14 protein-coding genes and 2 pseudogenes are annotated in these 17,918 nt (G+C 59.0%); 9 read left to right on the top strand and 7 right to left on the bottom strand.

Features of this window, described 5'->3' with window-relative positions; all coding sequences use genetic code 11:
• The first annotated feature begins 2 nt into the window (after positions 1-2).
• The 9 genes from JTP94_RS06120 to JTP94_RS06080 all read left to right on the top strand — a co-directional run bounded on the left by JTP94_RS06120 (position 3) and on the right by JTP94_RS06080 (position 10,155).
• Positions 3-1,886, top strand: coding sequence for an ABC transporter ATP-binding protein (locus JTP94_RS06120; RefSeq protein WP_204849647.1), 1,884 nt, complete (start codon positions 3-5; stop codon positions 1,884-1,886).
• Positions 1,883-2,695, top strand: a complete 813-nt coding sequence (locus JTP94_RS06115; protein WP_204849646.1) for an energy-coupling factor transporter transmembrane component T — start codon at positions 1,883-1,885, stop codon at positions 2,693-2,695. Before JTP94_RS06120 ends, JTP94_RS06115 begins: the two co-directional genes overlap by 4 nt.
• 16 nt (positions 2,696-2,711) lie before the next feature.
• Positions 2,712-3,800, top strand: a complete 1,089-nt coding sequence (locus tag JTP94_RS06110) for a ring-opening amidohydrolase (protein WP_204849645.1) — start codon at positions 2,712-2,714, stop codon at positions 3,798-3,800.
• Positions 3,801-3,968: 168 nt separating this feature from the next.
• Entirely contained in the window at positions 3,969-4,697 is a 729-nt protein-coding gene (locus tag JTP94_RS06105) for a GntR family transcriptional regulator (RefSeq protein WP_204849644.1), read from the top strand.
• 340 nt (positions 4,698-5,037) lie between these two features.
• Positions 5,038-6,153 carry a sugar ABC transporter substrate-binding protein gene (locus tag JTP94_RS06100; RefSeq protein WP_204849643.1) on the top strand — a complete coding sequence of 372 codons (1,116 nt, stop codon included), beginning with the start codon at positions 5,038-5,040 and terminating at the stop codon, positions 6,151-6,153.
• A 17-nt stretch (positions 6,154-6,170) separates the two neighbouring features.
• Positions 6,171-7,712, top strand: coding sequence for a sugar ABC transporter ATP-binding protein (locus tag JTP94_RS06095; protein WP_204849642.1), 1,542 nt, complete (start codon positions 6,171-6,173; stop codon positions 7,710-7,712).
• A 10-nt stretch (positions 7,713-7,722) separates the two neighbouring features.
• A complete protein-coding gene (locus JTP94_RS06090) occupies positions 7,723-8,736 on the top strand; it encodes an ABC transporter permease (protein ID WP_204849641.1) in 1,014 nt (337 codons plus the stop codon).
• Between the two features lie 25 nt (positions 8,737-8,761).
• Complete coding sequence (locus tag JTP94_RS06085) at positions 8,762-9,679, top strand: allantoinase PuuE (RefSeq protein WP_204849640.1); 918 nt, start codon at positions 8,762-8,764, stop codon at positions 9,677-9,679.
• Positions 9,679-10,155 (top strand): ureidoglycolate lyase, encoded by a 477-nt coding sequence (locus JTP94_RS06080; RefSeq protein WP_204849639.1) that lies wholly within the window; start codon positions 9,679-9,681, stop codon positions 10,153-10,155. Before JTP94_RS06085 ends, JTP94_RS06080 begins: the two co-directional genes overlap by 1 nt.
• Positions 10,156-10,271: 116 nt before the next feature.
• On the opposite strand, the gene JTP94_RS06075 is transcribed toward JTP94_RS06080, so the two are convergent.
• From JTP94_RS06075 to ltrA, 7 genes and pseudogenes are all read right to left on the bottom strand, one after another.
• Complete coding sequence (locus JTP94_RS06075) at positions 10,272-11,000, bottom strand: creatininase family protein (RefSeq protein WP_204849638.1); 729 nt, start codon at positions 10,998-11,000, stop codon at positions 10,272-10,274.
• A 6-nt stretch (positions 11,001-11,006) separates the two neighbouring features.
• On the bottom strand, positions 11,007-11,963 hold the full coding sequence (locus JTP94_RS06070) for an ABC transporter permease (RefSeq protein WP_204849637.1): 957 nt from the start codon (positions 11,961-11,963) through the stop codon (positions 11,007-11,009).
• Positions 11,960-13,042 carry an ABC transporter permease gene (locus JTP94_RS06065; protein ID WP_204849636.1) on the bottom strand — a complete coding sequence of 361 codons (1,083 nt, stop codon included), beginning with the start codon at positions 13,040-13,042 and terminating at the stop codon, positions 11,960-11,962. Before JTP94_RS06065 ends, JTP94_RS06070 begins: the two co-directional genes overlap by 4 nt.
• Positions 13,039-14,643, bottom strand: a complete 1,605-nt coding sequence (locus JTP94_RS06060; RefSeq protein WP_246754675.1) for an ABC transporter ATP-binding protein — start codon at positions 14,641-14,643, stop codon at positions 13,039-13,041. The genes JTP94_RS06065 and JTP94_RS06060 overlap by 4 nt, the downstream gene beginning before the upstream one ends.
• Positions 14,633-15,622 (bottom strand): BMP family protein, encoded by a 990-nt coding sequence (locus tag JTP94_RS06055; RefSeq protein WP_204849635.1) that lies wholly within the window; start codon positions 15,620-15,622, stop codon positions 14,633-14,635. Before JTP94_RS06055 ends, JTP94_RS06060 begins: the two co-directional genes overlap by 11 nt.
• Before the next feature lie 437 nt (positions 15,623-16,059).
• Positions 16,060-16,521 (bottom strand): annotated as a pseudogene (locus JTP94_RS06050) (IS6 family transposase); the annotation flags it as partial.
• 62 nt (positions 16,522-16,583) lie between these two features.
• A pseudogene (ltrA, locus tag JTP94_RS06045) lies at positions 16,584-17,842 on the bottom strand (group II intron reverse transcriptase/maturase).
• Positions 17,843-17,918: the final 76 nt, after the last annotated feature.

Genomic DNA, 17,918 nt, shown 5'->3' with positions numbered 1-17,918 from the left:
TGATGAGTGCTGCTTCCTTTCATGCTGACGAGGGTGCGCTCGATCGCACCCTCCATTTGGCCCCCTCGCGCACCGGAGACATCGACAGCAAGGCCACCGAGGAGAGCGGCGCATCGTCTTCCCACCGGCTGGTCGATCTTTCCGGGATCACCTACACCTATGAGGGCGAAGCAGAACCTGTTCTCCACGACATCAGCCTGACGGTGGAACAGGGTGAATTCGTTCTCATCCTCGGCCCCAGCGGTTGCGGCAAGAGCACGCTTCTTCATCTCCTCAACGGGTCGGTCCCGCATCTTCTCGGCGGCACGCTGCAAGGCATGGCAACGATCTGCGGCATGGACGTTGCGAACACAAAAGTACCCGCATTTGCCACCGAAGTTGGGATGGTCTTCCAGGATCCTGACGCCCAGATTATCAATACGCGGGTTCGTGACGAGATCTGTTTTGGTCTCGAGAATCTTTGCCGGCCGATTGATGAGATTCTTGCCAGACAGCAGGAAGCGCTCGATTTCGTCGGCCTTGGCGATTTCGGAGATCGCTCGATCTTCGAACTGTCTGGCGGCCAGAAGCAGCGTATCAGCATTGCTGCCGTTCTTGCGGCCCGGCCGCGCGTGCTGGTTCTCGACGAACCGACAGCCAACCTCGATCCGGCTGGAATGGCCGAGGTGTTTTCCGTGCTTGCCCGTCTCAATCGCGACCATGGCACAACGATCATCATGGTCGAACATCGTGTCGACGAACTCGCCGACAAGGTGAGCCGCGTCGTCATGATGGATCGCGGCACCATCGTCTTCGACGGCTCGCCGCGCGCTGCCTTCTCCTCCCGCCGGGTGGTCCATTCAGAAGAGGCGGACGTGGTTCCGACGGCGAGCTGGTTTCCGCAGGTTTCCGAATTCGCCATGGACCTTGCGCATGCGGCGCAAACACCACTTGCAACAAAGGACGTTCCCCTATCTGTCAGCGAGGCGATTGAGGTCTGCGCTAACATGCCGCCATTCTCGCAGACAAGCACTGCAACACAGGTCCTCTCCCAGGTGCCCGGCAAGCCGCTTCTGTCAATCCGTTCTCTCGGCTTCGGTTACGACCGCAAGACGCCGATCCTGAAAAACGTCAATCTGACGCTCGAAAGTGATCGCATCGTTGCACTGCTCGGACGCAACGGATCCGGCAAAACCACCCTTGCCCGCATGCTTGTCGGTATCAATGAGGCGCCGCCGGATACGATCTATCTTGAAGGCAAAGATATTTCGAAACTCGGTCCTCGCGAAATCGCTGCTGAGGTCGGTTATGTCTTCCAGAATCCCGACCATCAATTCGTAACCGACCAAGTCGACGAAGAAGTCGCCTACGGACTGCGTGCGCGGGGCTTTGCCGAGGATGAAGTAAAGCGGCGCGTCGAGGACGTGCTGTCGATCGTCGATCTCGCCCGTTACAGGCATCGTTCGCCCTTCAGCTTGAGCCTCGGCGAACGCCGGCGTCTCAGCGTGGCGACGATGATGGTGCTTGAACCGCACCTGCTCGTTCTGGACGAGCCGACCATCGGCCAGGATCACGAACGCGCCCAGCAGCTGATGGGTCTGATGGCAAGGCTTCGCGAACGCTACCAGACGACGATCCTGATGATTACCCACGACGTCCGCCTTGTTGCCGAATGGGCCGACCGCGCCTTGGTGCTTCGCTCGGGCGAAATAGCCTTCGATGGTGCCCCGCTCGATCTTTTCGGTCAGATGGAACTGCTGCAAACATCGGGCCTGCTTGCTCCGCCGATCTACGAGGTCAGCCGACAGCTCGCCGCACTCGATCCGGGCCGGGCTTTGAAGCCCGTGCTTTCCTCGGCGGCGCTTGTTTCCGCATTGGCAGCCACATCCCAAGCGAGGGCATCGTGAAAAGCAAGAACACATTCCAGTTCCGCGCCGGCAGGTCACTGTTCCACCGGCTCGACCCGCTTTCAAAATTCGCCTGGCTGATCGGCATTTCGCTGCTCGCATTCGGCGCCTACATCGCCTGGATCCAGATCACCATTGCCGTGGTCGTTCTTCTGACCGCGCTCTTGCTCGCCCGGATGACGCCGCTCGACATCGTCAGAGGCACTTGGCTGTTCATCATTGCCTGCATCGGCTTTTTCGTCGTCCAGAGCCTGACGCTGCCGGGCAAGACGGTAGCCTTTCATATCATGTCGATGCCGATCTATGCCGAAAGTGCCGATTACGCATTGGCCTCGGCATTGCGTATCTACACCATCATTCTGTCGTCGATGATCTTCGTACGCACGACCGACCCGCGCGATCTTGCGATCGCGTTGGTGACGCAGATGCACGTGCCCTACCGCATCGCCTACGCGTTCTTCATCGCACTGCGTATCGTTCCGACGATCGAGGAGGAGGTCAAGATCATCAGGTCGGCGCAGGCGGTTCGCGGTGTCGCGCGCAAGCGCGGAATAGCTGGCCGTATTCTCGAAACGAAGCGTTATGCCATGCCGCTTCTGGTCGGCAGCCTCAGAAAGGCGTCGATGATGGTGATGTCGATGGAAGGGCGGGCGTTTGGCGCCTACCCCCAGCGGACCTTCGTCGATGCGCCTCGCATGGGTGTGACGGGGATCGCGCTGATCGTGATCACGCTTGCAGCGGTCATCGCCTGGTATACAAGTCTGGCAATGGGAGTTGTACACTCCGTCTATGTTTTTGCGCCAAACTGAGAAGGCGGTCAGTGCAATGAAAGTCGGAGTTCACAAGATTGCGATGGCGTCGCCGGATGACGTCTCGGCGCTCGAAAGACTGATCGATGCAGGCGAGGTAAACCCGCAGGATATCGTCGCCGTTATCGGCAAGACCGAGGGTAACGGCGGCGCCAACGATTTTACCCGTGGTTATGCGACGCTGGCATTTCGTCTGATGCTGACAAAAAAGCTCGGCATCAGTTTCGATGAGATCGTCCGGCGCATCGCCTTCGTCTGGTCCGGCGGCACCGAAGGCGTTCTTTCGCCCCACGCCACGATTTTCACACGCACCGCCGAAACCACCAAGAGTTCGGATCTGCGGCTTGTGCTGGGTATTGCGGAAACACGCACGCTTCTGCCGGAGGAAGTCGGCACGATGGTCCATGTGCGGCTTGTCGCAGATGCTGTATCGCGAGCCCTGCGGCAGGCCGGAATCATCGACCCCAACGATGTCCATTATGTTCAGGTCAAGGGACCTTTGCTCACCGGTGCTGCCATTGCCGACGCCGATCAGCGCGGGATGGCGGTGGTCACGCGCGATCCGAACGGCTCCAAGGTTTTCGCGCGGGGCGCCATGGGCTTGGGTGTGGCCACGGCACTTGGGGAGGTGACGGAAAACCAGCTTGCCAACACTGTCATCGGCAAGACGCTTGAGCTATTTTCGACCGTCGCTTCCACATCCGCCGGAGGAGAGCTGAAGGCATGCGAGGTCCTTCTGTTCGGCAATGCACCGGGATCGGCGAGCGGCTATCGCATCGGCCATGCGGTGCTGAAGGACGTCATCGATGCGGCCGGCGTGCATAAAGCTCTCGACAATGCCGGCCTCGACAGCAATTCCGATGCGGCATCGCAGATCGCCGCGGTTTTCGCGAAGGCCGAAGCGAGCCCGAGTGGCCGGGTGCGTGGCTGGCGAAATACCATGTTGTCGGATGCCGATATCAATTTCGAACGGCATGCCCGGGCAGCACTCGGTGCTGTCATTGCATCCGTGACCGGCGATCCGGCGATCTTCGTTTCCGGCGGGACCGAACACCAATGCGCACCGGGCGAGGCACCGATCGCCGCCATTGTGCGCTGCCGCTAATCGTTCGATAGTGCGCGCGCAGGCGGGTTACGGCTGCCTTCCATCATATCGGCTATTGCGCCCTCACAAGCTCCTCGGCTAAGTCTGCGAAAATTGGGTTCGCGCATGTCTGCCCTTCTGGCGAGAGCGCCAGAGCATGCCGGACGTCGCAGATCAGTCGAGAAAGCCATGTCCGAATTGTCATCTCCCGATCCGCAATCGGAAGAAAACTCCGCCAGCCTGCAGAGTTCCCGCGGCCAGCGGCCGGAAGAGCAATTGCTCTACGATCGGCTTGTCGATGCCATTATCGACAAGACCCTGCGGCCGGGTCAACATCTCAACGAAGTCAAGCTCGCAGCCACCTATGCCGTTCCCCGCTCGCGCGTCCGGCGTGTCCTCGAACGTCTTCGCGACGAGGCCGTGGTCGAGATCGAGCTCAACCGGGGCGCTTTCATTTCGCGCCCGACGATTGCCGAGGCGCGCGATGTTTTCGAGGCGCGCAAAAACCTCGAAATGATCATCGTCCGCCTTGCCTGCGCGCGCGCCACTTCGGCCGATATCGACGAACTCCGTGCCCATTTGACGAAGGAGCGTCAGGTCTTCGACAATCTACGGCCGGAAATGAACCGCGTCGCGGGGGACTTTCACGTTTTGCTGGCCAAGACGGCCGGCAACGCGGTACTGGCGCGGATGCTGACACTGCTCATGCGTCGCGTCTGCCTGATACAGTCGCTCTATGAGAAACGAAGCGGCGTTCTATGCCTGGTTCACGAGCACGAAAGGCTGGTGGATCTCATTGCTGCAAATGATCCCGAGGGAGCCGCGGCTGAAGCGCTCCATCATTGCGCCCATATCGAATCCAGTCTCGATCTGACGGAGCGCCGCCGAACCGAGATCGATATTTACGAGCTTCCTTGAGACGCAAGATTGCCTCCGTTGGACTTTCTGCATGCTTAAAAATAGCGCAGCATGCTACCTAGAAGGCAATGCCGGCTGGAAGTACGGCGAAGCCCTGTTATCAGGACAACGGTGTGCGGCTCTGACTGCGCGAATCTCCGTTATTTTTCATTCCCACCTTTGAAGTCAACAGCATCGCCTGCCGTGCAGCGGAATTGGCATGGCAATTGCTCTGTCATTTCAAAGTGCACGCAATATTGCACGCACTTTGAAATCAACCGTTAGGCGGTGGTGTCCTCATCCTTAAAGGGCTCCGTCGGCCTGCTTTGGCGAATATGCGCGACAGATCCTGGAGGTCCTTATGAGACATAGAGTTTGGCTGATTGCTTTGGCTGTTGTGGGAAGCGCGATTGGCGCTGTCAGCAGTCCGGATAATGCGAAAGCCGACGATCTTTCTTACTTCCAAAAGCAGCTGGAACCCTATCGCGGCAAGCCGACTTTCGTGCCGCCTGGCCCGTCCTTCGATGCGGCCAGCTGCATGAAAGGCAAGACCGTCTTCAGCATACCGCAGTCGAGCGCAAACCCCTTTACCGGCAACATCGAGAAGGCGATGCAGGGCGTCGCCAAGAAAGTCGGCTTCAATTTCACCACCTGGGAAAACCAGGGCCAGAGCTCGCAATGGGTTCAGGGCATGGATACCGCGCTGAACCAGAAAGTGGATCTGATCGACCTTCTGGCCGGCTCGGATCCGCGCGTCCTCGTTCCGCAGATCAAGGCTGCACAAGCCGCCAAAATCCCCGTCATAGCCTCACATTATAGCGGCGTCGAACAGACTGGGACCGTAAAGACCTTCGCCGACGGCGACGTTCCCATCGATTATGCAAAGGCTGGTTCACTGCTGGTGGACTGGGCCGTGACCAGCACGAAAGGTAACCTCAATGCGCTGGTGCTGATTTCGAGCGGACCGCTTTCGACGGATTCCATGGTCTCCGGCATCACCGAAGAACTGAAGCACTGCGACAACTGCAAAACCAAAACGCTGAACTATATCGGCACCGACTGGGCGACGAGAATTACCCCCGGCGTGCAGGCTGCGCTTCTGGCGGACCCGACCATCAACTACATCATCGTCATCTATGACAGCATGACCCAGTTCGTGGTTCCGGCCATCACGATCACCGGGGCGCAGGATCGCGTGAAGATCGCAGCTTTCAATGGAACACCTTTCGTGATCGGCATGGTCCAGACCGGTCAGGTCGAGATGGATATCGGCGAAAACCTCGACTGGATCGCCCATTCGATCCTCGATTCCGAAATGCGCCGAGTCTGCGGATTGCCCCTGGTCACCGATCCAAAGATCCCCTTCATGATGTTCACGAAAGACAATGCGAACGACGCCGGCACCCCGCCGCAGCTCTCGCAAGGTTATGGCGACGCCTATATCAAGGGCTTTCACGACCTGTGGCAGCTGAAATGACGGAGGCGGCCTCCCCAATGGTTCGTCAGCAGGGGCAGCCACTGGCGCTCCTGCTGACGGGACTGACGAAAACATTCGGCGGTCAGCGCGCGCTTGACAATGCCTCACTGGAAGTGGCCCAGGGCGAGGTTCACGGGCTTCTGGGTCAGAACGGCTCCGGCAAGTCTACGCTGATCAAGGTATTGGCCGGCTTTCATGCGCCGGATCCGGGCGGCGAGCTGACGATATACGGCACAACCGTTCCCATGCCGCTTGCGCCCGGCGCTTTCCGGCAGCACCGCATCAGCTTCGTGCATCAGCACCTTGGCCTGATACCGGCGCTGACCGTGCTCGAAAATATGCTGATCGGCCGGCTGGCGCAGAGCAAATCTCTGGCGATCAACTGGATACGCGAGCGGCGTGAGACGGCAAGACGTTTTGAGGCCTATGGCGTCCCACTCGATCCGGAGGCGGTCGTTGCCGACCTTTCACCGGTGCAGCGGGCGCTGCTTGCCATCATGCGCGCGACCGAAGAGATTCGAAATGGTACAGGCTCCGGCAACGGTCTTCTCATTCTCGACGAACCGACACCGTTTCTGCCGCGCCGGGACGTCGATCAGCTTTTTCGCGTGGTACGCACGGTCGTTGCCGGCGGCGCCAGCGTCATCTTCGTCTCGCATGATGTCGATGAAGTGATGGAGATCACCGACCGGGCAACCGTGCTTCGCGACGGACGCGTGGCGGCTAGGCTCGTCACCCGCAATTCTTCCAAGCAGGATTTCATCGAAGCCATCGTCGGCCGGCGTCTTGCCTATGCGGAACGTCCGCCAGCACCGGTAAGCGAGGCCCCATCCCAGGTCGTTGTAACAGGACTTTCCGGCGGCACGGTCAGCAACTTCAATTTCGCCGCCGCCAGAGGCGAAGTCGTCGGTCTGACCGGTTTGATCGGTTCGGGATACGATGAACTCCCCTATCTGCTTTACGGCGCCCGCCCCGCCAGCGGCTCTCTCAAGCTTGCGGACGATACCTATGATCTCAAGAGATTTTCCCCGCGCGAGGCGATCAAAAAGGGCATCGTGCTCATTCCCGGCGACCGTGCCAATGCAGGTGCTATCGGCATTCTGCCAATCTACGACAATGTGACAATGCCGGTCCTTGCCACGCGTTTCAGCAGGTGGCTGCTTGACCGGGGCGGCATGGTTCGTCACGCGCGGGATCTCGGTATGCAGTTCGACGTGCGGCCACCCAACCCGCTGCTGCCCATGTCTGCTTTGAGCGGCGGCAATCAGCAGAAGGTCTTGCTGGCCAAGTGGCTGCAGCAGTCGCCGCAGCTAGTGCTCCTGGACGAACCGACGCAAGGCGTCGACATCGGCGCGCGCCAGAACGTGTTCCAGCATATCGGCGACGCGGCGGACGCCGGTGCAACAATTCTGTGCGCCAGCTCCGACTACGAACAGCTTGCTGCAATTTGCAGCCGTGTCCTGATTTTTTCCGAAGGGCGCATCGTTGCGACGCTGACGGGCGCCGACGTGACCAAGGAAGCGATCGCCGAACACAGCCTTGGCGGCGCGAAATTATAAGGGGTTATGCATGTCAAACAAACACGGGACCGCGATCGTAGCTGGTAAAACCCGGGAGTCATCAGGCACAAAGACATTTATCCGGCGTGCCGAACAGTTCGGCCTGATCGTCGTCTGGCTGATCATGATCGCCACCTTCGGCTATCTTCAGCCCGCAACCTTCCTGACCTGGTCGAACCTGTCGACGATCCTCGGTTCCCAGGCGGTGCTGGTGGTCGTGACGCTCGGCCTGCTGATCCCGCTGACCGCAAACGATTTCGATCTCTCGATCGCCTACACGATGACCCTCTCCTCGATGCTGATCGCAGTCATGAACGTCAATCACGGCATTCCGATCGGCTGGTGTATTCTTGCGGCATTGGTCATGGGCGCGGCTATCGGCGTCGTCAACGGTCTGCTGATCACCATCTTCCGGATCCATTCGCTGATCGTCACGCTCGGCGTCGGCACGTTCATTCATGGCGTGACCCTCTGGATCAGCGACTCGATGACCATCAGCGGGGTGTCGATGACACTGATCAATGCCGTTATCGTCCAGCGCCTGTTCGGCATACCGCTCGAGTTCTACTATGCGATCGGCATCGCGTTCATCATCTGGTACCTGCTGGAATATACGGCTTTCGGGCGGCGCATTCTCTTTGTCGGTCGGGGCCGCGAGGTCGCACGTCTCTCGGGCATCAATACCGACCGCGTACGGATCACTTGCCTGGCTGCATCCGGCTTTCTCGGCGCGCTCGCGGGCGTGTTGTACACCGGCACCCAAGGGGCCGCCGATCCCGTTTCCGGCGTCAGCTATCAGCTGCCGGCTTTCGCCGCCGCCTTCCTTGGCTCGACCTGCATCGTTCCGGGCCGCTTCAATCCCTGGGGCACGACGGTCGCCGTCTATTTTCTTGTGACCGGGATCACTGGGCTCGTCTTCCTCGGCTTCAGCTCGTTCATTCAGGAAATGTTCTACGGCGGCGCCTTGGTCATCGCCGTCACGCTGTCGCAGCTCGTGCGCGGGCGGCAAGAGCAGCAGTTCTAATATCTCAACCGACGTGGAGAAAATCATGACAAAATCGCTGGAACGCGATCTCATCGGCTACGGCGCGACACCGCCTCATCCGCAATGGCCAAATGACGCCCGGCTGGCGCTGAATTTCGTGCTGAACTATGAGGAAGGCTCCGAATACAGCATCGGCGACAATGATGGCGTCACTGATTCAGGCCTGGTCGAAATGTCGGGCTCGCCCGTTAGCCGCGGCGAACGGGACCTTGCCGCAGAATCGATGTTCGAATACGGCAGCCGCGTTGGCTTCTGGCGGCTTATGCGGATCTTTGCGGAACGCCAACTGCCGTTGACGGTCTACGCCTGCGCGCTTGCCCTCGAGCGCAACCCGGCTGCAGCTGCCGCAATCAAGGCGGCGGACCACGACATCTGCTGCCACGGCTGGCGTTGGATCGAACATTTCAAGCTGACGGAAACCGAGGAGCGCAATCATATTCGGCTCGCAATCGAAAGCCTGAAGAAGACTGTTGGCCAGCGGCCGCTTGGCTGGTACTGCCGCTACGGACCGAGCGTCAATACGCGCAAGCTGTTGATGGAGGAAGGCGGCTTCCTCTATGACAGCGACAGCTACAATGACGAGCTGCCCTATTACGTCCTGGCCGAAGGGCGCCCGCGGCTCGTCATTCCCTACTCGCTCACCAACAACGATCTCAAATGGGCGACCGGCAATCTTGGGACCGGCGAAGACTTTTTCACGGCGCTCAAGGAAAGTTTCGACCTGCTCTACGAAGAGGGGGGATACGCACCGAAGATGATGAATGTCGGCATGCACATGCGTTTGCTCGGTCATCCCGGCCGCGCCACTGGCCTCATTCGGTTCCTCGACTATGTGAAATCGAAACCCGACGTATGGGTCTGCAAGCGGATCGAAATTGCTCAGCACTGGCTGAAAACCCACCCCTTCAAGGAGGTCGCATAATGGCCGAGATTAGAATTGAACCCGTTACACTCGAGGCTTTCGCTCCATTCGGTCAGCTTCTTCCCGCACCGGAAACGGGACAGGCACGGGTCGAGCTGATCGAAGAACTGCAGAACCTCCGCGCAACGGCGAAACCGCGTCTGAGCCTGGCGGCTGTCGCACCGAAGCCGCTGCCGCTAAAGGTCACCGAAATGGAGCGGCATGTGTTTTCGTCGCAAGCCTTCGTTCCTTATGACGGCGACGGCTACCTCGTGCTCGTCGCTCCGCACGGGCCAGATGACCGGCCAGACATATCCGGCCTCAAGGCATTCCGCGTTCCCGGCAACATGGGCATAAACTACCGCGCCAATACCTGGCATCATCCCCTGACCGCACTCGATAGCCCGGCCCGCTTCGTCGTTCTGACTTTCGTTGATGGGACCGAAAGCGATGAGCAATTTGTCCCGCTACCGGATACAATGATCATTGGACCTTAAATAAATGGGGCCATTGCAGCCTGCTCTCGCGACGGGAGATCAGGTCGTCGTTGCGGCACTAACGAGCCGGCTACCCGGAGCGAAGCCCGGGGACTGCGGCTGGGCCATCGCACTTGTCATCTACCCGAGAGGAATAACTCGACAAGCTTGACGCTCTCATCAACGATACGGGAAATCAGGGCTTCTCCCTTGGCAGCCGTGGAGGGTGTTGGGTCGCCGAAGACGCCGGATTTGTTGAACGTGCTGAGACTGATCGCCTCCATGCCAAATGTCGCGGGAAATGTCGGATATTCCGCTACGGCCTTGTCCATCCTCACCAGATGGGGGGCTAGCGCCAGCATGATCGAGGTCTCGACCTCGTCAGCATGGTAGAAGGTCGGCGCGGCGGGTTTGCTGTCGCAGATATCGTTTGCGGCCTGTTCCATACCTGGATAGTCCAGATGAAGCACGGGAAAGCCTGTCTCCTGCTTCAGCAGACGGGCGGCAAGTGCGATTGGCTCTCGATTTCCAAAGTGACCATTGACGATGACGAGCGCCCTGAACCCGGATCGCGAAAGCCCCCGGCCGATATCCATAAAGATCGTGCGCATGGTGTCTGGCGAAAGCGACAGCGTGCCTGGGAAGCCTTCATTGTTCCATGCGTCACCGTAGGCAATCGGCGGCAACAGAAGACCGCCGATTGCCTCGGCAATGCGCCGCGCTACGCCCTGTGCCATGACGGTATCCGTCGACAGCGGCAGGTGCGCACCGTGCTGTTCCTGTGCACCAACGGCCAGTACGGCAACCGCACCTTTGCTAACCGCCTTCCCAACTTCAGGCGAAGTGGCTTCGTGAAGATCAAGCATAGTCAGTCATCCTTTTTGCGAACCACTGCGGAGAAAGGGCAACCCGAGGGCCGCGGGCGTGCCTTGCCGACCGGCAAATCCGGCAAGCACCACAATCGTCAAGACATATGGCAACATGAGTAGAAATTGCAGTGGTACATTGATGGGCAGAAGCTGGGCTCGCAGTTGCAGAGCATCCGCGGAACCGAAGAGGAGGGCGGCAAACAGAATGCCAATGGCATGTCTGCGACCGAGAATGAGGATGGCAAGGGCGATATAGCCACGACCCGCGGTCATGTTGTCGAGAAAGACGCCTGTTGCTGAAAGCGACAGAAAGGCGCCGCCGAGTGCCGCCAGTCCACCGGAGAGAGCAATCGCGATATATCGCGTGTGAACGACATCGACTCCGAGTGTCTCGGCTGCCTCTGGATGCTCGCCGACGGCACGGATATTCAACCCGAATCGCGTCTTCTTCATCACAAACCAGGTGAGGACGATCAGCAAGAGCCCGAGATAAGCCAGCATGTCCTGACGAAAAAGCAAGGGGCCGATTACCGGTACGTCACCGACCCAGCCGAAGTCAACAGGCGCGAAGGGTTCGATCCGCGGTCGATCCGCGACCGCGCCAAAGAACAGGCGGTAGAAGAAGGAGGTCACGCCGACCGACAGCAGGTTCAGGGCAATCCCAACCACCACCTGATTGGCGCTGAGCGTTATCGTGTAAAGGCCGAGCAAAAGGCCGGCGGCGACGCCTGAGAAAACAGCGGCAATAATTCCTATGGCCAATTGCCCAGTTGCAAATGTGACGACGAAGCCTACGAAGGCTCCGATGAGCATCATGCCTTCCAGTCCGATGTTCAGGACACCAGACCGCTCCGCAAAGAGCCCGCCAAGGGCTGCCAGCATGATCGGTATGGCCAACCGCATTGAAGCAGCAAGAAAGCCCGCAAATACCGGGTCGTTCAGAGCGGACACCATGCTCATGTTACCGCCCTTAGTCGCAATCGGCGAGAAAGCCATCCCAAGGCAAGCGGCACCGCCGATTTACCGATGAGAAACAGAACGACAAGCCCCTGAATGACTGTCGTCAGCGTGCTCGGCACCCCCGCCGCCGACTCCATAGTCGTCGCGCCTATCTGCAAAGCGGCAAACAGGAACGCTGACGCCAATACGCCGATCGGATTGGTTTGGCCGAGCAGCGCTACGATGATGGCAGTATAACCGAAACCGGGTGAAAGGTTCTCGATCATGCGCCGCTGCACGCCGGACACCTCGGCAAATCCCGCGAGCCCGGCAAGCGCACCGCTCACCAGAAATCCGAGAATGATCACGCAGCGCACATTGATCCCGGCGTTGACGGCCGCGCGCGCATTAAGGCCAACGACGCGAAGGCGGAAGCCACCAACCCGTTTCCAGAGAAAGACGTGAGCCAGAATGACGGCGACAAGAACGATAAGAATACCGGCATGCAAGCGCGTACCAGACAGAAGCGCGGGAAGCCGCGCCTCAGTCGTCAAACGTGCCGTCTGCGCAAGTGGCGAATTCGGGTCTTGAAGCGGTCCATGCAAAAGGAAGGAGACGAAATCAATCGCCACGTAATTCAGCATGATCGTGGTGATCAGCTCATCAGCGCGAAAGCGAAGTTTGAGCCAGGCGGCGAGCCCCGACCAGAGCGCACCCGCCAGGGCCGCCGCCAGCATCATTGCTGGCAGAAGGAGGACAAGGGGAAAAGTGGAACCTGCGACGCCGACGGCCGCCGCCGCAGTCCCGCCAAGGTATAACTGTCCCTCGGCGCCGACATTGAAGACGCCAGCTCGGAAGGCAAGCGCAATGCCGAGACCGCAAAGCGCAAGCGGCACGGTGCGCACCAGGGTCTCTGACAGCCCATTGCGATTGCCGAGGCTCGCATCGAAAAGCACGCCATATGCCGTCAGCGGATTGACACCGACTGCGGCGATCAACAGCGCGCCCACCATGAAGGCGGCGAGGACCGCAACTATGCTGCTGACCAAAGCGGGTGAAACGTCCAGCCGTTTCAATTGAACATCTTCTGTTCCACTCATGCCACCTGCCCCGTCATCATCAAACCCAACCGTTCGACAGTCACCTCTTCCCGTTTCAACTCGCCGATTGCCTCGCCCTTGAACATGACGACGATTCTGTCTGAAAGCGCGAGGATTTCATCGAGCTCTGTTGAGATCAGAAGGACCCCGGCCCCGGCGGCGCGACGCGCCAGAAGCTGCCGATGAACGAATGCGGTCGCACCAATATCCAAACCGCGAACGGGTTGAACGGCGACGATCAGGCCTGGATCACGCGAAAGTGCCCGCCCCAGAACGACCTTTTGCTGATTGCCGCCCGAGAGCGTTCCGATTTTTTGCTCCCGGCCCGTCGTGCGTACGTCGAAATCCTTGATGATAGTATCTGCAAGCGATGCTATCGCCGCCTTGTCGATCCAACCGCTTCTAGAAAATGGCGCATCTCCGATGCGTTCCAACACTGCGTTTTCGCTTATCGTCATCGGCTCCACCAATGCCGTGCGGTGACGATCCTCCGGTATGTGGGCAAGACCGAGATCGATCCGGTCTGCGACAGAAGCATGCGTGACCTCGTGGCCGTTCACGCTGATGGAGCCGCCTTCGACTTTGCGCAAGCCGACGATCGCCTCTGCCAGTTCCTGTTGACCATTCCCATCAACGCCCGCGATGCCGACAATTTCGCCCGACCTTACGCTTAGGCTGGCGCCGCTGACGCGCCGAACGCCACTTACATCACGGCAGACGAGGTTCTTGACCGAAAGCACGGGGCTTTTGCCGTCTTCGGCAACAGCGCCCAAAGCGACTGTGTCTTCCAGCCTCGGCAAAGCGATATCTGCCCCAACCATCATGCGCGCCAGACTGCGTGTATCTGTATCCGCGGTGGCGGCGCTCGCCACGACACGGCCGTGCCGGAGCACTGTGACGTGCGAGGTCAACGCCATCACTTCGTTGAGCTTGTGGCTGATGAAGATGATTGCCGCTCCCTCCGCTGCAAGCAGGCGCAGGATACGAAATAATCCACTGGTTTCCTGCGGTGTCAGCACGGCCGTTGGTTCATCGAGAATAAGGATGCGAGCGCCGCGATAGAGCACCTTCAAGATTTCCACCCGCTGCTGACTAGCAATCGAAAGATCCGCTATACGCGCATTCGGGTCGACATCCAGATCATAGGCCTTCGCCAGCGCCTGGATCTTGTTGGCGCACTGCTTGAGATTGGGAATAAGCCTTCCAGCAGAAGGGAGGCCCAGACACACGTTCTCGGCGACGGTGAGCGGAGGCACCAGCATGAAATGCTGATGGACCATGCCGATACCGAGCCGCATGGCTTCAGCAGCACCCGCTATTGTTTCTCTCTTCCCGCCGATCCACACATCGCCCTTGGAGGGGACCAGGAGGCCGGCCAAAACTCTCATCAGGGTCGACTTGCCAGCACCATTCTCCCCGAGCAGCGCATGGATGTCGCCTGCCCTGACGGTGAGATCGACAGCATCATTGGCAACAAAATTGCCGAAAGCGACCCGGATGCCCCGCATGTCAAGCAGCGGCGCAGCTTTCGTCTCAGCCTCCCCGAGGGCTTCTGGCGCGATGCCGGAAGCTGTCGGAAAACCTTTGTTTTCAGTCGGCATTTGACGTATCCAGCGGCACGGTGAAGGCGCCAGACTTGATCGTGTCAAACTTTGCCTTGACGGCCTTCAGCACGTCCGGAGAAACGCCGGCATCCAGCCCGTGGAAATCGGCGAGCCTGACGGCACCTTCCGGAATGCCGAACGACCAGTTCTGGCTTTTCCAAGTCTTGTCCTCCACGGCTTTGCCGACAGCAGTGATGAGCGGACCGAGATCCCAGAGAACACTCGTCAGCACAACCTTAGGACCGAGATGGTTCTGATCGGTCATGGCGCCGAGCGCAAAGACGTTTTTGGCATTTGCGGCATCGATCACGCCGACGCCCTGGGCGGACAGAACATCGGCGCCCTGCTCGACTTGAGCAATCGCGGCTTCCTTAGCCTTGGGCGGATCGAACCAGGAGCCGATGAAGCTATGGAGAACCTTGGCATCGGGAACCATCGCCTTGGCACCGGCTTCGTAGGCGTGGAGATTGGCCAGCATATTCGGCGCCGGCATGCCACCGACCCAGCCGATGGTCTTGCTCTTGGATGCCCCGGCGCCCAGCATGCCGGCGAGGTAGGCGCCCTGATAATCGGGGTTGGAATAACTGCCGACATTGTGGGCAAGTTCCTTGGCAGTTCCCGCCATGAACGTTGTATCCGGGAAATCCTCGGCGACGTTCAGGGTGGCGTCGCCATAGGAAAACGAGTGGGCAAAAATCAGCTTGTAGCCGCGCGATGCATAGTCGCGCAGAACACGCTCGGCATCCGCATCGCTGACATTTTCTGAATAGGCAACCTCTGCCCCCAACGCCTTGGCCGCCGCCTGAAGTCCTTTGTAGCCGACCGAATTCCAATCATTGTCGCTGATCGGACCAGGCATGACCATGGCGATTTTCAATCCGGCAGCGTGAACGGTCTGCGTGCCGCCAAAAGCGATCAGCATGACTGCCGCCAGAAGCTGCAACCCCTGTCTCATTAGCTTGAAAATACTTGTCATCAGTTCCCTCTCTTGTTTTTGTGAATACGGGGCCGCTCGATCACAAGACGATCAGATGAATCTTGCCGGCGGCGACCAGCGTCAAACCCTAGCGTACCGGCAGCTCGTCGGCGTCCATGATAGGAAGGTCATCGGGAAGATTTAAGGGTGAGGACACCATGGAAAATGCCTGCTGGAATCGGGTAGTCTGAGCCTGAAGCAAAGCTTGCGATAGCATCCTATTGCTCAATTACTAGGCTTGTAAACGCGCTGTTCAAAAAATAGCCCTCCCCCATGAGGACGCCGCCACGTTTTCAACGTCCTAGCAACTGAAAAATTTTGCGCGCATAGTGCCGAGGTCGGCGCAGGCATGGCAACCTGTGCGCCCTGGAACCTAGCTGTTTGGAGGGTGATCTCAGGTTAAGTCTGTGAAGACAAAGCTTAGTGGGTGCCGGACTTCAGGCGGTAACAGCGGTGACGGACTTCCAGTGTGCAAACGCGCTCAGCCGATGCAGGTGGAGTGCAAGCGCGGTGCGTTTTGTCCGAGGCGGCACGAAGAGATTGCGGACCGCGGAGAAAGCTGAGAGGAACCGTTGAAGGCTTCCCGATGATCGAAATGCTTGCATCACCCGCTCCCGTTTTCGCAGCGGCAGATGCGAGTTCTCCGCTCGATTGTTTAATCCTTTGTGGGAACGGTGCTCGAGGGTAGGCATGATCTGGCGTTTTGCGGCGGCGTAAGATCGTAGCTTGTCGGTGATCATCCGTTTTGGCGCTAAGCCCTGCTTTTTCAGCAGACGAACAAGCAAGCGTTTGGCGGCCTTGGTATTACGGCGGTTCTGAACGATTTCGTCGAGTACGTAGACATCATGATCGACGGCACGCCAGAGCCAGTGTTTCCTGCCGGCGATGGTGATGACGAGGCGAGTGGCGCGCGGGAGTTTCACCCCCACGCTCTCTCAGAACCGGACGTGATACTCTCGCATCATCCGGCTCCCATTGTTCGGCCGTATCCATGAAGCAGAGGCCAATGGGCGAACAGTCGAGGTTGGCGCTGCGCGATGCGCAAAAGCCAATGTCGGGATCGCCGCTTGTGCCTACGCAAGGACTTGTACTTTCCCGAAGCCCATCGAGCTAAGTATCGTTCGATGCTCCAGAGCGTAGGTTGGAGCGCTGACGGACAGAACCGACCATAGTAATTGATCCAGCCGCGGATGTATGAGTTGAACATCCGTGCCAGATCATCGAGAGCCTTGTCACTGCGAAGGTGCAAGGACCAACTACGGATCGTGCCCGTATCGCCTTGAGCGCCGTCGGACTGGCCGCAGGACCGAATGAAACACCCATGCCCCCGGCCTTCTTGCTCACCAGTCTCGGCCGGAAAGTGTAGCCGAGAAAGTCGAACTTGTAGACCGGGTGAGTACCTCGCCGACTTTCATCCCTGCAGTAGACGATTTTGGTCTTGTCAGGATGAAGCGTCAGCCCGCAGTCAGTAAAACGCGCGTCCAGAGCTTTCTGAAGCGCCATCGCCTGGTCCTCGGTCCGACAATGACAGATCGCGTCGTCAGCATAACGCTCAAACGGAATGTCCGGAAAATAACGACACATCCACATGTCAAACGCATAGTGAAGAAAGAGGTTTGCCAAGAGGGGGCTGATTACCCCGCCCTGTGGCGTTCCTCGTTCTCTGGCGACGAGATTTCCGTCCGGCATCTGCACTGGCGCTTTCAGCCATCGTTCGATGTATAAAAGCACCCACGGGCAATCGGTGTGCTTGCGCACAGCCCGCATCAGCAGGTCCGGTTCGATGCTATCAAAGAAAGCCTTGATATCGAGATCAAGAACCCAGTTGTAACGCCAGCATCGCTGCCGTGCCACGCTGATCGCATCGAGCGCCGATTTGCCGGGCCGATATCCATAGGAATCCTGGTGGAATTTAGGCTCCACCGTCGGTTCCAGATGGCGTTTGACCACCATCTGCGCAATGCGATCGGCGACCGTAGGTATGCCCAGCGGGCGCGTCTTCCCATCGCTCTTGGGTATGTCGACCCGCCGCACCGGCGGCGGAAAGTAGCTGCCCGACGCCAGCCGATTCCAGAGCTTGTATAGGTTGTTCGTAAGATCAGCCTCAAAGTCCGCAATCGTCTGGCCGTCAATGCCAGCCGCTCCTTGGTTGGCTCTAACCCTCTTATAGGCTTCCCACACCTCCCTTTTCGGAATCGTATATGGCTTTGCTCTATCCACGAGGATCCTCCCGTCGCCGGTTGTCCTCGCTCCAGAGCTGAACAACGCAACCCCTTCGCTCCAGTCCTATTACGGG

Source organism: Martinezella lusitana (assembly GCF_016901135.1).
GTDB lineage: Bacteria > Pseudomonadota > Alphaproteobacteria > Rhizobiales > Rhizobiaceae > Rhizobium > Rhizobium lusitanum_D.
This window is presented reverse-complemented; position numbering and strand designations above follow the sequence as displayed.